The 13,986-nt window shown below is 70.9% G+C and carries 12 protein-coding genes, 1 tRNA gene and 2 pseudogenes; 9 read left to right on the top strand and 6 right to left on the bottom strand.

Annotated features, from left to right (window positions below):
- Window positions 1-36: 36 nt before the first annotated feature.
- The 7 genes from RV983_RS17595 to RV983_RS17565 all read left to right on the top strand — a co-directional run bounded on the left by RV983_RS17595 (window position 37) and on the right by RV983_RS17565 (window position 6,325).
- Window positions 37-372, top strand: a complete 336-nt coding sequence (locus RV983_RS17595) for a YbaB/EbfC family nucleoid-associated protein (RefSeq protein WP_319663863.1) — start codon at window positions 37-39, stop codon at window positions 370-372.
- Between the two features lie 46 nt (window positions 373-418).
- Window positions 419-1,018, top strand: a complete 600-nt coding sequence (gene recR / locus RV983_RS17590; RefSeq protein WP_475986720.1) for a recombination mediator RecR — start codon at window positions 419-421, stop codon at window positions 1,016-1,018.
- A complete protein-coding gene (locus RV983_RS17585; protein ID WP_475986719.1) occupies window positions 1,011-1,658 on the top strand; it encodes a DUF5063 domain-containing protein in 648 nt (215 codons plus the stop codon). Before recR ends, RV983_RS17585 begins: the two co-directional genes overlap by 8 nt.
- Window positions 1,659-1,876: 218 nt before the next feature.
- The gene (locus RV983_RS17580; RefSeq protein WP_475986718.1) at window positions 1,877-3,151 is read left to right on the top strand and encodes an aspartate kinase; all 1,275 of its coding nucleotides are present in this window, start codon (window positions 1,877-1,879) and stop codon (window positions 3,149-3,151) included.
- Between the two features lie 428 nt (window positions 3,152-3,579).
- A complete protein-coding gene (locus tag RV983_RS17575; RefSeq protein ID WP_475986717.1) occupies window positions 3,580-4,248 on the top strand; it encodes a SigE family RNA polymerase sigma factor in 669 nt (222 codons plus the stop codon).
- Window positions 4,245-5,393, top strand: coding sequence for a hypothetical protein (locus RV983_RS17570; RefSeq protein WP_475986716.1), 1,149 nt, complete (start codon window positions 4,245-4,247; stop codon window positions 5,391-5,393). Before RV983_RS17575 ends, RV983_RS17570 begins: the two co-directional genes overlap by 4 nt.
- Before the next feature lie 71 nt (window positions 5,394-5,464).
- Window positions 5,465-6,325, top strand: coding sequence for an SURF1 family protein (locus tag RV983_RS17565; protein ID WP_475986715.1), 861 nt, complete (start codon window positions 5,465-5,467; stop codon window positions 6,323-6,325).
- On the opposite strand, the gene RV983_RS17560 is transcribed toward RV983_RS17565, so the two are convergent.
- The 3 genes and pseudogenes from RV983_RS17560 to RV983_RS17550 form a co-directional block, all read right to left on the bottom strand.
- Window positions 6,281-8,068, bottom strand: coding sequence for a S9 family peptidase (locus RV983_RS17560; RefSeq protein ID WP_475986714.1), 1,788 nt, complete (start codon window positions 8,066-8,068; stop codon window positions 6,281-6,283). The genes RV983_RS17565 and RV983_RS17560 overlap by 45 nt on opposite strands.
- A 122-nt stretch (window positions 8,069-8,190) precedes the next feature.
- A complete protein-coding gene (locus RV983_RS17555; protein WP_475986713.1) occupies window positions 8,191-8,742 on the bottom strand; it encodes a DoxX family protein in 552 nt (183 codons plus the stop codon).
- Window positions 8,743-8,987: 245 nt separating this feature from the next.
- Window positions 8,988-9,323 (bottom strand): annotated as a pseudogene (locus RV983_RS17550) (DeoR/GlpR family DNA-binding transcription regulator); the annotation flags it as partial.
- 35 nt (window positions 9,324-9,358) lie between these two features.
- Here RV983_RS17550 and RV983_RS17545 point away from each other — a divergent pair.
- Window positions 9,359-9,656 (top strand): annotated as a pseudogene (locus RV983_RS17545) (hypothetical protein); the annotation flags it as partial.
- A gap of 16 nt (window positions 9,657-9,672) precedes the next feature.
- Here RV983_RS17545 and RV983_RS17540 read toward each other — a convergent pair.
- A tRNA-Pro gene (locus tag RV983_RS17540) sits at window positions 9,673-9,746 on the bottom strand.
- A gap of 89 nt (window positions 9,747-9,835) precedes the next feature.
- Window positions 9,836-10,768, bottom strand: coding sequence for a metallophosphoesterase (locus RV983_RS17535; RefSeq protein WP_475986712.1), 933 nt, complete (start codon window positions 10,766-10,768; stop codon window positions 9,836-9,838).
- A gap of 75 nt (window positions 10,769-10,843) precedes the next feature.
- Here RV983_RS17535 and RV983_RS17530 point away from each other — a divergent pair, with 75 nt between their 5' ends.
- Complete coding sequence (locus RV983_RS17530) at window positions 10,844-11,305, top strand: GatB/YqeY domain-containing protein (protein WP_475986711.1); 462 nt, start codon at window positions 10,844-10,846, stop codon at window positions 11,303-11,305.
- An 84-nt stretch (window positions 11,306-11,389) separates the two neighbouring features.
- Here the strand turns inward: RV983_RS17530 and RV983_RS17525 are convergent, their stop codons facing one another.
- Window positions 11,390-13,729: a transglycosylase domain-containing protein gene (locus tag RV983_RS17525; protein WP_475986710.1), complete on the bottom strand. Its 2,340-nt coding sequence runs from the start codon at window positions 13,727-13,729 to the stop codon at window positions 11,390-11,392.
- Window positions 13,730-13,986 lie beyond the last annotated feature (257 nt).

Below are 13,986 nucleotides of genomic sequence, written 5' to 3'. Positions count from 1 at the left end.
CCCGCACAACCGTTGTCGTGAGGCAGGAGCGAGACCGTGATCCCCGGTGGTGGTCAGCCGAACATGCAGCAGCTGCTCAAGCAGGCCCAGAAGATGCAGGAGAACCTCGCGGCGGCCCAGCAGGAGCTCGCCGAGACCGAGGTGGAGGGCACCGCGGGCGGCGGCCTGGTGAAGGCGACCGTGACCGGTGCCGGTGAACTCCGGGGTCTGGTCATCGACCCGAAGGCGGTCGATCCTGAGGACACGGAGACGCTGGCCGATCTGGTCGTCGCCGCCGTGCAGAACGCGAACGCGAGCGCGCAGGAGCTGCAGCAGCGCAAGCTCGGCCCGCTCGCCCAGGGGCTCGGGGGCATCCCCGGCCTTCCTTTCTGACGGCCCCGGGTTTTCCGGACCGTCCGAGCGACGAAGAGGGCACAGCGTGTACGAGGGCGTGGTTCAGGACCTGATCGACGAGCTGGGCAGGCTGCCCGGCGTAGGTCCGAAGAGCGCGCAGCGGATCGCCTTCCACATCCTCCAGGCCGATCCCGCCGACGTCCGCCGGCTCGCGCACGCGCTGAGCGAGGTCAAGGCGAAGGTGCGGTTCTGCGTGGTCTGCGGCAATGTCGCCGAGGCCGACCAGTGCCGGGTGTGCCGCGACCCGCGCCGCGACACCACGGTCATCTGCGTGGTCGAGGAGCCCAAGGACGTGGTCGCCGTCGAGCGCACCCGGGAGTTCCGCGGCCGCTACCACGTGCTCGGCGGCGCGATCAGCCCGATCGAGGGCGTCGGCCCCGACGATCTGCGGATCAGGGAACTGCTCGCGCGCCTCGCGGACGGCGCCGTCACCGAGCTGATCCTCGCCACCGACCCCAATCTCGAGGGCGAGGCCACGGCCACGTATCTCGCGCGCATGGTCAAACCGATGGGACTGAAGGTCACCCGTCTCGCCAGCGGCCTGCCGGTCGGGGGCGACTTGGAATACGCCGACGAGGTCACGCTCGGCCGGGCCTTTGAAGGAAGGCGGCTGCTTGATGTCTGACAACGCCCTTGACCCCGACGACTTCGCGTCCTCGATCGTGGACCAGATCGAGAGCTTCATCCTCTCGGTGCGGGAGGTCGCCAAGGGCGACGACCCGGACAGCGCGGTGCCCTATCTCCTGCTGGAGGTCTCGCAGTTGCTGCTGGCCGGCGGCCGGCTCGGCGCGCACGAGGACATCGTCCCGGACGAGCGCTACGAACCGGACCTCGGGCCGGAGCCGGACGCCGACGAGCTGCGCGAGCGGCTCGCGGTGCTGCTGGAGCCGATCGACGTCTACTCCGAGGTCTTCGACCCGTATGTGCCGCGCAGCACGCCGGTCGCCTGCCGGATCTCCGACGACCTCGCGGACGTGGTGACCGACCTCAGCCACGGCCTGGCGCACTTCCGGGCCGGCCGGATCACCGAGGCGCTGTGGTGGTGGCAGTTCTCATACCTGTCCAACTGGGGTCCGACCGCCTCGGCGTCACTGCGCGCCCTGCAGTCGCTGGTGGCGCATGTCCGGCTGGACAGCCCGCTGGACGCGCTGGACGGCCTGGACACGGACGCGGGTGCGGACGACGACGACCGGCTCGCGGACGAGGCGGGCCGTGTCATGGCCGCCGAGATCGCCAAACCGCTGGGGCTGGGCCCGGGGAAGTGACGTTCCGCCGTTGGGACCGCCGGCTGTCGGCCCCGTTCACCAGGGCGTACGCCGGGCGCAGTGATATGGAGCACGGCGTGTGGCGCGATTACCGCGGCGGGGCCTTGGGCAAGTGGTCCGCTGAGTGAGCCGGACGTCTCAGCATGTGGTGGTAAGGGGTCGATCCCGGCCTGCTCGATAAACTGAGCCGAACGCAGTAACAGATTTGAGGAGCGCACGTGGGCCTTGTCGTGCAGAAGTACGGCGGCTCCTCCGTTGCGGATGCCGACGGCATCAAGCGCGTCGCCAAGCGGATCGTCGATGCCAAGAAGACCGGCCACCAAGTGGTCGTCGTGGTCTCGGCGATGGGTGACACGACGGACGAGTTGATCGAGCTCGCCGAGCGGGTATCTCCGATGCCCTCCGGTCGCGAGTTCGACATGCTGCTGACCGCCGGAGAGCGGATCTCCATGGCGCTGCTGGCGATGGCGATCAAGAACCTCGGACACGAGGCGCAGTCGTTCACCGGCAGCCAGGCGGGTGTCATCACCGACTCCGTCCACAACAAGGCCCGCATCATCGACGTCACGCCGGGCCGCATCCGCACCGCCCTGGACCAGGGCAACATCGCCATCGTCGCCGGCTTCCAGGGCGTGTCCCAGGACAGCAAGGACATCACGACGCTGGGGCGCGGCGGTTCCGACACCACGGCCGTCGCGCTGGCGGCCGCCCTCCACGCCGAGGTCTGCGAGATCTACACCGACGTGGACGGCGTGTTCACCGCCGACCCGCGCGTGGTGAAGAAGGCGCGGAAGATCGACTGGATCTCCTCCGAGGACATGCTGGAACTCGCCAGTTCCGGTTCCAAGGTGCTGCTCCACCGCTGTGTGGAGTACGCCCGCCGATACAACATCCCGATCCATGTCCGGTCGTCGTTCTCCGGCCTCCAGGGCACCTGGGTCAGCAACGAGCCGCGAGAGGACGCCAAGGGCATGGAGCACGCGATCATCTCCGGTGTCGCGCACGACACTTCCGAGGCCAAGGTGACGGTCGTCGGTGTGCCCGACAAGCCGGGCGAGGCTGCGGTGATCTTCCGTTCGATCGCGGACGCCGAGATCAACATCGACATGGTGGTGCAGAACGTGTCGGCGGCCTCCACCGGCCTGACCGACATCTCCTTCACCCTGCCCAAGAGCGACGGCCCGAGGGCGATCGAGGCACTGAAGCGTACGCAGGCCGGCATCGGCTTCGAGGCGCTGCGCTACGACGACCAGATCGCCAAGATCTCGCTCGTCGGCGCGGGCATGAAGACCAACCCCGGTGTCACGGCGCAGTTCTTCGAGGCGCTGTCCAACGCGGGCGTCAACATCGAGCTCATCTCGACCTCCGAGATCCGCATCTCGGTGGTCACCCGGGCCGATGACGTCAACGAGGCCGTGCGCGCGGTGCACACGGCCTTCGGCCTGGACACCGAGAGCGACGAGGCGGTCGTCTACGGCGGCACCGGCCGCTGAGGCGCCGGGGATTCCGTTCCCGCTTCCTGCATCACCTCTCACCCGCTTTGTTCCACGACCGCCGGTCCGCCCGCTCCCGGGCGGGCCGGCGGTCGTGTCATGACCGGCGGTGACCCGCCGTATCGGGTTCCGAACTGCCGTGCCCTGCCTACCGGCGAGTATCGATCATGTGATCAAAAAGGTGGTCCGGATCGCTTGAAGGAAGCCTGTAAGCACCAGAGAATTTGAGCTGCCCGTGTTCTGCAACCGGGCGGTGCGCGGGGCGCGTCCTTGTGTCAGCGCGCGGGCCTGATGTGCTGCACGGCGCAACAGCGCCGGGCTGAAAAGGGCATTGAGGAATAGTTGGTACGCATGGGGATATGCGCGGCGCCATCAAAAACGGTGCCCGGACTGCACAACCCTGACGGGGGGACGTGTGTCCAACAGTCGTGGCAGAGGCACTCGGCATCGAAACAGCGCTCCTCGGGCGCGGCGCGGCTCCGGCGCGACCATACGTCCGGCGGCCGTCCGGCGTGGTCGGCGGCATGCCGGTGATCGCGCCCTGGCCCGTCGTGCAGTCCCCCTCGGGTCGCGACCGGGGGGACGCTGACGGCGCGATGTCGGCCGGGACCACCGTCGACCACCTCACCGAGACCTACCGGGCGCACTACCGGTCCCTGTTGGGGCTTGCCGCGCTTCTGCTGGACGACACCGCCTCGTGCGAGGACGTCGTCCAGGAGGCCTTCATCCGCGTCCACTCCGCCCGCAAGCGGGTCCGTGAACCGGAGAAGACCCTCGCCTACCTCCGCCAGACCGTCGTCAACCTCTCGCGCTCCGCGCTGCGCCGCCGCATCCTGGGCCTCCGGCTGCTTTCCAAGCCCATGCCCGACATGGCGAGCGCCGAAGAGGGCGCCTACGCGATTCTGGAGCGCGACGAGCTCAAGGCCGCGCTGCGCACCCTGCAGCGCCGTCAGCGCGAGGTTCTCGTACTGCGCTATTTCGCCGATATGACCGAAGCTCAGGTGGCCGAGACCCTCGGTATTTCCATAGGGTCCGTGAAGGCGTACGGCTCGCGCGGCATCGCGGCGCTCCGCGTCGCGATGGAGGCCACGGCATGACCGAACCGAACACCCCAGAGGGTATGGACCCGCAGAACCCGCAGAGCCCGCAGCACCCCGCGACCCCGGAGAAGGCGACGGGCGGCAGCACGCCCGGGCAACCCGAGGTACCCGACGTGACCCCCGCCGCGGGCGAGAACGCGCGCGCGGAGGCCGAGCCGGATCTGAGCCCGGACGAACTCGCGCTGCGCAGGATGCTGCGCGACGCCGTGCAGGACATCCAGCCCGGCCCCGAGACGCTGGCACACCTGCGCAGGGCCGTGCCCACGCGGCGCGCGCACCGGCGCCAGCTGCTGGTCGGAACAGCGGCCGCGGGCCTGCTCGCGGTGGCGGCCGTACCGGCCGTGCTGCACGCAGCGGACCCGTCCGGCTGGGACAACCCCAACCCCGTGGCCGCCGCCGGCACCTCCTCGGCCGGCGCCACCGAGGGCGGGAACTCCACCGACGGCAAGAAGGGCGACACGCCGTCCGTCCCCGCCACAGGCGTCGTCACCGACCCCACGCAGGGGAGCGGCGGCAAGCACCGGACCTCGGACACTCCGGGCGACCATCCGACCGCGCACACCACCTCGCCGTCCGAGGGCATGGTCGTCTCGTCGCCGCCGTGCACCGCCACCGACCTCGGCAACCCGGCCGGCTGGGCCGGGGCGGCCGACGCCGCCGGGCGGATCAGCGGCCACTTCCGGGTGGCCAATGTCTCCGCGAACCCCTGCACCATCGACAGCGGCGGCGTGGTCAACGCCACCGCGCAGGGTTCCGCCGACTCCACGCGGATCAGCGTGCTCGACCATGTGGCGGGTGACGGCAGCGGTCTGCCGGACGCCGGTCCCGAGCCGCTCGTCCTCCAGGCCGGCGCGAGTTACGAGGTCCAGTTCGCCTGGGTCCCGGCCGCGGGCGGGGACATCAGCGGCTGCGCCGCCCCGCCGTCCTCGCCGACGCCCACGGCCACGGGCAGCGAGACCCCGGCAGGCAGCGACACCGGCCAGACGACCACGACACTGGACTCCGCGCCCTCCGACGGCGCCCCCGCCGCCAGTGTCCAGCTCAGCTACACGCCCGACGCGGGGTCGCCTGTCGTGACCACGACCATCGCCGGGGCCTGCGCGGGCACGATCTACCACACCGGCGCGCTCGCCCTGTCCTGAGCGCTGCCGGGGACGGGCGGGGGAACGGGGGCGGGTCCCGCCCGGCCGCCCGCGCCCCGTACCTTGGTGGGGTGTACCGGTTCCTGCTGACCCCGCGCTGGCTGGGCGGCCTCGCTTTCGTGGTGTCCGCCGTGGCGTTCTGCACCTTCATGGGCAGCTGGCAGCTGAGCCGCTTCGAGGACCGCGTGCAGACGCACCGCGCCGCGCAGGAAGCACCGTCGCGGGACGCCAGGACCGCCGCGGTGCCGCTCGCGGAACTGCTGCCCACGGCCCGCTCGGTGGTCACCGCCGAGACCTCCGGCCGGATCGTCACCGCCACCGGCCGCTACGACAGCGCCCACCAGTTCCTCGTGCCCGGCCGTGAACTCGACGGCCGCACCGGCTACTACGTGCTGACTCCACTGCGGGTGACCGGCGGCCAGGCGCTGCCCGTCGTCCGCGGCTGGCTGCCCGGGGACGCGTCCACAGCCTCGCCCTCGGAGGTCGCGGCCGCTCCGTCCGGTGAGGTCACCGTCTCCGGCGCCCTCCAGGCCCCGGAGACCGACGGCACCGACGGCGTGATCACCCGCGGCGGACTCCCGGCCGGCCAGCTCGGGATGATCAGTGCCGCGTCCCTGGTCAACCTCGTCCCGTACCCGGTGTACGGCGCGTGGATCACGCAGACCGAGGGTGTCCGAACGCCCCTGACGGCCGTGCCGCCGGCCGCACCCGCGGGTACCGGCCTGGACCTCAAGGCCTTCCAGAACCTCGGCTACACCGGCGAGTGGTTCGTCTTCGCGGGCTTCGTGCTCTTCATGTACGTGCGCCTGCTGCGCCGCGAGGCCGAGACACGGCGGGACGCCGCGCTCGGCCTCGTGGAGGAGTCGCCTGAGGCACAGGCCGCCGCCTCAGCCGCCCAGGTGCCGGCGGACGAAGTCCAGCTCCAGCCGTAGCTGCTTGATCCGCTCGTCGACCACGAGTGAGCCGTGCCCGGCGTCGTAGCGGTAGACCTCGTGCGCCTTGCCCAGGCCCTCCAGCCGTTCGACGTAGTTGTCGATCTGCCGGATCGGGCAGCGCGGGTCGTTCAGGCCCGCCGAGATGTAGACCGGCGCCTTGACCTGGCCGACGTAGGTGACCGGGGAGGAGGCCTCGTAGCGCTCCGGCACCTCCTCGGGGGAGCCGCCGAACAGCGTGCGGTCCAGGGCCTTGAGGGCCTCCATCTCGTCCTCGTACGCGGCCACGTAGTCGGCGACCGGCACGGCCGCCAGGCCCGCCGTCCACAGTCCGGGCTGCGTGCCCATCCCCAGCAGGGTGAGGAAGCCGCCCCAGGAGCCTCCGGAGAGCACGACGCGCGCCGGGTCCGCGAAGCCGGACTCCACGGCCCACTGCCGCACCGCCGCGATGTCCTCCAGCTCGATCAGGCCGACGCGGTGCTTGAGCGCGTCCGTCCACTCCCGGCCGTAGCCGGTCGAGCCGCGGTAGTTGATCCGCACGACCGCGTAGCCGTGGTCCAGCCAGGCCGCCGGGCCCGCCGCGAAGGAGTCCGAGTCGTGCCAGGCCGGACCGCCGTGGATCTCGAAGAGGGTCGGGAACGGCCCCTGCCCGGCCGGGCGCTGCACGAGCGCGTGCACCCGCCCGCCGGGACCCTCGACCCATACGTCCTCCACCGGCACCGACCCCGGGGCACGGAAGCCCGGCGCCTCCAGCACCACCGCGCCGGTCGTCGACCGTACCTCGGAGGGCGACTGAGCGGACGACCACAGGAACTCCACCGTGCCGTCCGGACGGGCCGTCGCCCCGCTCACCGAGCCCGCCGGGGTCTCCAGCCGGGTCAGCTCCCCGCTCTCCAGCCCGTAGCGGAAGATCTCGCTGCGGGCCTGGTACGAGTGCACCACCAGCAGCGCGGAACCGTCCGGGTACCACTCGGCGGCCACGTCGCCCGGCAGGTCGATCGCCAGCGGGGTCTGCGTGCCGGCGGCCACGTCCCAGAGCATCGGCTCCCAGCGGCCGCGCCGCTGGTGCGCCACCAGCAGCCGGGTGTCGCCCAGGACGGGCGCGAAGCCCAGGCACTCCAGGCCGAGTTCTTTGGTGCCGCCCTCGCTGTCGTCCAGTTCCGCCACGGCGGTCCCGTCGGTGCGTACGACGCGCAGCGCGGAGTGCATCGCGTCCCCGTGCTCGGTGTGCTCGATCACCACGAGGGTGCCGTCCTCCGACAGCGCGCCGACCCCGCCGGACTCCTCGTGCCGGTAGATCTCCACCGGCTCCGCCCCGGGGCGCGCCACGTGGACGGTCGTGCCCTCCTCGTCGGTGGAGCGGCCCACCACCGCGAGGCCGTCCCTGCCGAGGGCCAGCCCCGCCGGGTACGAGGGCTCCAGCCCCGGCGCGGCGGGTTCGTCCGCGCCGCCCTCGAAGGGCTGGCGCATCCACACCCCGAACTCGTCGCCGTCCTTGTCGGCGAACCACCACACCCAGGCGCCGTCCGGCGTCAGGGTCCCGTCCGACGTCCCGTTCGGCCGGTCCGTGACCTGCCGCTGCGCGCCGGTCGTACGGTCCCACGCGTACAGCTCGTAGGTGCCTGTCGCATTCGACACGAAGAGGCTGCGGTGGGGTGCGTCCTCAGCCCACTCCGGCAGTCCGACGCGCGGCGCCCGGAAGCGCTTCTCCCAATCCGGCATACCAGCCATGACGTCGCTCATGACCCCATCCAACCGGATGCAGGGGCCCGGCGGACCGTGGTCGTCGTCACCTCTCGGTCACGGACCGGCTTTCCCCGGCCATCGGGCGCGTGCCGTGCCGCCCCTCGCGGCGTGGGGCGGGCCTACAGGCTGAGTACGATCGCGGATCCGACGGCGGCCAGCCCCAGGGCGACGCCGGCCTCCGTCCAGCCCCCCTTCCCCCAGCGGAACGGCCGGTCGAGGGAGAGCCTGCCGGGGCCGACGGCGGCGACGGCGAGGGCGACGGCCGCGATGCACAAGTTGTACTCCAGGCCGCCGTTCATGGCCCACAGGCCGTGCGCCGCCGTGACCGTCACCATGGCGTTGATCATCACCGCGATCAGGGCGGCCGCCGCCAGGGGCGTGAACAGTCCGAGCGCGAGGCCCAGGCCGCCGAGGAACTCCGAGAGTCCGCCGAGGACGGCGAAGACCTTCCCGGGGTGGTAGCCCAGCGCCTCGAAGCCCTTGGCCGTCGCGGTGAGGCCGTTGCCGCCGAAGATCCCGAAGAGCTTCTGGCAGCCGTGCCCCGCCAGCACCAGGCCGACGGTGATCCGCAGCAGCAGCATTCCGCAGTCGGCGGCGGTGACCGTATGCGACGCCGGGGCGTGGGCGCCGGGGTCGGGAGCGGCACGCAGTTGTTCGGCGATGTTCTTCATGGAGAGCTCTCTTCCGCACCGGGGTCCGGGCGGCACCGACCGGCCGCTCGGAGAACCGGCAGAGCGGGGATTGCAGGCATGAGCGTGCTGATGCACGCATTGTTCTACCGCTCAATCATTACTCCTGATCGCCCGGTAACGGGCCGGGCGCCTCGGCACGGGCCGCCGCACCCTCCTCAGGTAGCTGACGATGCGTCGGGCAAGGTGGTGAAGTGCCCGCCGTGGGGCGCCGGTTCGCACCCGGTTCACACCCGGTGAACGGTCACACCGGCCGCGGCGATCGCCGCCGTCTCGTCCTCCGGGGCCTCCGAGTCCGTGACCACGGTGTGCAGTGCCGAGACGGGCGCGACGAACGCGAGCGCCGTGCGGTGGAACTTCGCGCCCTCGGCCACGGCGACAACCCGCCGGGCCGAGGCGACCGCCGCCCGCTTCACCGCCGCGTCGTCCAGGTCGTACGCGGTCAGCCCCTCCTTCGCGCCCAGTCCGCAGCAGCCGATCACGGCGGTGTCGAAGCGCAGGGCGGACAGCGACGCCCCGGTCAGCGGCCCGGTCAGTGCCAGTTCCCCGGCCCGGGGCCGGCCGGGCCGCGAATCGGGCCGGCTCCTTGCCTGGGGCGGCTCTCAAGAACGCGGAGGGCGTGAACGCGGCGCAGTGGACGCCCCGGGAGCTGCGGCACAGATGCGTCTCGCTGCTGTCGGACCGCGGGGTCCCGCTGGAGGAGATCTCGCGCCTGGTCGGCCACTTCGGTACGGCCGTCACCGAGGAGGTCTACCGCAAGCAGATCCGCCCCAGTGATCCAGACAGGGGCGGTCGTGATGGACGGCATCTTCAAGCGCGACCCGAAGCCGTCGACACTCACTTGGACACCCAACAACAAGCGGGGCCGGTCTCCCCACTGGGGAAACCGGCCCTGACCTGCACTTTACGAAGTCGGGGTGGCGGGATTTGAACCCACGGCCTCTTCGTCCCGAACGAAGCGCGCTACCAAGCTGCGCCACACCCCGGTGTCGCGTCGTGGCCCTGCGGCCCGGCGCGACGAGGATTACTCTAGCGGACCTGCCGCTGGAGACGAAATCCGGTTTTCCGTGGTGGCTCAGCCGGCCGGGACGAGGGTGAGGAGTGTGGCCTCCGGGGGGCAGGCGAAACGGACCGGGGTGTAGCGGTTGGTGCCGCAGCCGGCGGAGACGTGGAGGTGGGAGCGGTGGCCGCCGGCGTCGTGGGTGGACAGGCCCTTGACGCGTTCCGCGTCGATGTCGCAGTTGGTGACCAGGGCCCCGTAGAAGGGGATGCAGAGCTGGCCGCCGTGGGTGTGACCGGCGAGGATCAGCGGGTAGCGGTCGGCGGTGAAGGCGTCGAGGACCCGCAGGTAGGGGGCGTGGACGACGGCGAGGGAGAGGTCGGCGCCGCTGTCGGGACCGCCGGCGACCTCGGTGTAGCGGTCGCGCCGGATGTGGGGGTCGTCGAGGCCGGTGAAGGCGATCTCGATGCCGTCGTCGAGCTTGAGGCGGCCGCGGGTGTTGTTGACCCCGGCCCAGCCGGCCATGTCGAAGGCGTCGCGGACGTCCTCCCACGGGTTGCGCGTGACGTCGATCGCCGGGTCGGCCTTGCCGTTGAGGCCGTGGACGCCGCGGGCCCGCTCGATCAGGTAGCGGGCGGGGTTGCGCAGCTTGGGGGCGTAGTAGTCGTTGGAGCCGAAGACATAGACGCCGGGGAGGTCCAGCAGCGGGCCGAGGGCGTCGAGGAGCTCGGGGACGCCGTGCGGGTCGGAGAGGTTGTCGCCGGTGTTGACGACGAAGTCGGGCCGCAGCCCGGCCAGCGACTGCAGCCAGCGGCGCTTCTTGTTCTGTCCGCTGACCATGTGGATGTCCGAGAGCTGCAGGACGCGGACGGGCCGCATGCCGGCCGGCAGCACGGGCACCTGCACCCTGCGCAGCCGGAAGGACCGTGCCTCGATGCCGGCCGCGTACGCCACGCAGGCCGCGCCGGCGGCTGTGATGCCCAGGGGTACTCCGTATAGCGCGCGCATGCACCCATGGTGGCAGACGGCTCGTCAGCGATAAATCTCCGGCCCTCCCGGCAGGGACCTGGCAGACTCGACGCCATGACCACCACGCTCAAGCAGCGTCTGCACGACGACCTCACGGCTGCCATGAAGGGACGGGACGAGCTCGTCACGTCCACCCTGCGCCTCACCCTGACCGCGATCACCAAGGAGGAGGTCGCGGGCAAGGAGGCGCGCCGGCTGTCCGACGACGAGGTGCTCCAGGTGATCGGCCGCGAGGCCAAGAAGCGCCGCGAGGCGGCTGAGGCCTTCGAGCAGGGCGGCCGCAAGGAGTCCGCGGAGCGGGAGCTCGCGGAGGGCGAGGTGCTCGCCCGCTACTTGCCCAGGCAGCTGGACGACGCCGAGCTGGCCGGGATCGTCTCCGCGGCGATCAAGGAGTCGGGCGCCGAGGGGCCCCGGGCCATGGGCGCGGTCATGAAGATCGTCAACCCGAAGGTGACCGGTCTCGCCGAGGGCGGCCGGGTCGCCGCCGAGGTGAAGCGGCAGCTCGCGGCCGGCTGAGCCCGCCCGCCGCGCACACGAAGAAGGGGCGCCCCGGACCGATGCGGTCCGGGGCGCCCCTTCGTGTGCGTGGCCGGGCGGGTGTCAGCCGGTGCCGCCGTTGCCGGGGGTCGCGGCGCCGCCGTCCGTGGTGCCGACGTCGCTGCCGCCGCCCGGGCCTCCGTCGTTCGGGCCCGTGCCGCCGCCACCGTTCCCGTTGCCGCCGTTGCCGCCGTTGCCGCCGCCGAGGAGACCGCCGAAGAAGCCGTCGCCCCCGTCGGCTCCGGTGTCGCCCTGGCCGCCGCCGTTGTCGTGGCCGCCGTTGTCGCCGCCCCGGGTGTCGCCGTGTCCGTCGTCACCGTGGTCGTCGGGCTTCACCGGCTCGCGGATCGCGACCGTCGGCAGGCTGTCGGAGGTCGTCCCGGACAGGGCGCCGGCCATGGCGTCCTTCCAGATCGGGCCCGGGGTGTCGGCGCCGAAGACCTTCGGGTGGTAGACACCGCCGATGGTGATGTCGGTCATCTGGCGCTTGTGGGCCGGGTCGCCGACCCACACCGCGCCGGCCAGGTCCGAGGTGTAGCCGACGAACCAGGCCGCGTAGCGGAAGTCGGTCGTACCGGTCTTGCCCGCGCTGTCCCGGTCGGTCAGGCCCGCCTGCTGGCCGGTGCCGTCCTCGACCACGCCCTTGAGGAGCGTGTTGAGGGTCGCGGCCGTCTGCTCGGACATGGCCCGCTTGCACTCGCTCTTCGGCACGGCCAGCTTCTTGCCGGTCGCGTCGCTGATCGACTCGATGGCGACCGGGGAGCAGTAGACGCCCTTGTTGGCGAAGGTCGCGTAGGCGTTCGCCATGGTCAGCGGCGAGACCTCCTGGGTGCCCAGGGTGATGGAGGGCACCTGGTCGAGGGCCTTGCCGTTGGCACGCTGTATCCCCATGGCCTTGGCCATGTCGGTGACCGGGCACACACCGATGTCGCTGATCAGCTGCACGTAGTAGGTGTTGACCGACTTGGCGGTGGCTTCCTTCATCGAGTACGGGCCCTTCTCGGACTCGTTCTCGTTCTCCACCGTGGCGCCCTCGGTGTTGAGCCAGTTGCCGCGGCACGTCGTGACAGGGCTCGGGTAGTCCATCTTGTAGGGCGCCGGGTACACCTGCGCCGGGTCGGTGCCCTGCTCGATCGCCGCGGCCGCGGTGATGGCCTTGAACGTGGAGCCCGGCTGGTAGCCGGCGCCGCCGCCCATGGCCTGGTTGACCGAGAGGTTGATCTGCGTCTGGTTCTTCTTGAAGCCGTACGGGCGCGACTGCCCCATTGCGACGATCTTGCCCGTGCCGGGCTTGACCAGTGTCACCGCGGAGGCGACGTCGTCGCTCTGGTAGACGTGATCGCTTATCGAGGACTGGACGGCCTGCTGGGCCTTCGGGTCCAAGGTGGTGCGGACGACGAGGCCGCCCTGGTTCCAGCGCTTGGAGCGGTCGGTCTTGGTCTTGCCGAAGACCGGGTCGGTGAGGAAGACGTCGCGCACGTAGTCGCAGAAGAAGCCGGCGCCGCTGACGGCCGTGATGCAGCCGTTCTTGGGCTGACTGACCTTGAGGCCGAGCGGCTTCTTCTTGGCGGCGTCGGCCTGGGCCTGCGTGACGTCCTTCAGGTCGGCCATGCGCTGCAGCACGACGTTGCGGCGCTTGGTGGCTTCCTGCGGGTCGTTGACGGGGTCGTACCGGCTGGGCGACTGCACGATGCCGGCCAGCAGGGCGGACTCGGTCAGGGTGAGGTCCTTGGCGGACTTGCTGAAGTAGCGCCTGGCGGCGGACTCGACTCCGTACGCCTGCTCGCCGAAGAAGGTGATGTTGAGGTACTTCTCAAGGATCTTCTCCTTCCCCAGCTCCTCCTCGAGCTGGATGGCGTACTTCATCTCCTTGATCTTGCGGCCCACGGTCTGCTGGGTGGCCTGGGCGACCTTGGTCGGGTCGTCGCCCGCCTCCTCGATGAAGACGTTCTTCACGTACTGCTGGGTCAGGGTGGAGGCGCCCTCGGAGACGCCGCCGTCCTGGGCGTTCTTGTTGACGGCGCGCAGGATGCCCTTGACGTCGATCGCGCCGTGCTCGTAGAAGCGGGCGTCCTCGATGGCGACGATGGCCTGCTGCATCGTCTTGTTGATCGCGCCGATGGGGACGACCTTGCGGTCGCGGGAGTACACGGTCGCGATCAGACCGCCCTTGGAGTCCAGGATCTGGGTGCTCTGGGAGAGCGGCGGACGCTTCAGTTCGCCGGGCAGCGAGTCGAAGCCGGCCGCGGTCCCCTTGGCGCTCAGTCCGAGCGCTCCGGCCGCCGGCAGCGCGATGCCGGCCAGCACGACGCCGGACAGGACACTGACACCCAGGAACTTGGCGGCCTGCTGGGCGGTGCTGATGCCACCGCCGCGCGTGCCGCCTGATCGCTTGTGACCCATGAGGTGCAGCTTACGTTGCGATTCCTAAGACGTGGGCTTGCTTGTTCGCCTAGTCTGTAACAGACAGGCGCCAAAGATGCGCACGCGTCTGTCGTCCAGTCTCACTCTTGTGGGTGATGAGAACTGCCCGAATTCCTGTCATATGCCAGCCATATGGCGTGGTCCTCGGGGTATCAGGCGGACGATCTGACTGTTTATGCGCGGTTCGTCCGTTTTGTCGTCGACTCACTCCCCAGGGTGATCTACCGCTGACCCAT

The sequence above is a fragment of the Streptomyces sp. RLA123 genome, from assembly GCF_056270165.1.
This window is presented reverse-complemented; position numbering and strand designations above follow the sequence as displayed.

Coding starts and splice junctions, on each gene's coding strand:
- RV983_RS17570 (WP_475986716.1), top strand. CDS start 4,245: ATGACCGAACCGAACACCCCAGAGGGTATGGACCCGCAGAACCCGCAG.
- RV983_RS17535 (WP_475986712.1), bottom strand. CDS start 10,768: ATGCGCGCGCTATACGGAGTACCCCTGGGCATCACAGCCGCCGGCGCG.
- RV983_RS17555 (WP_475986713.1), bottom strand. CDS start 8,742: ATGAAGAACATCGCCGAACAACTGCGTGCCGCTCCCGACCCCGGCGCC.
- RV983_RS17525 (WP_475986710.1), bottom strand. CDS start 13,729: ATGGGTCACAAGCGATCAGGCGGCACGCGCGGCGGTGGCATCAGCACC.
- RV983_RS17530 (WP_475986711.1), top strand. CDS start 10,844: ATGACCACCACGCTCAAGCAGCGTCTGCACGACGACCTCACGGCTGCC.
- RV983_RS17585 (WP_475986719.1), top strand. CDS start 1,011: ATGTCTGACAACGCCCTTGACCCCGACGACTTCGCGTCCTCGATCGTG.
- RV983_RS17560 (WP_475986714.1), bottom strand. CDS start 8,068: ATGAGCGACGTCATGGCTGGTATGCCGGATTGGGAGAAGCGCTTCCGG.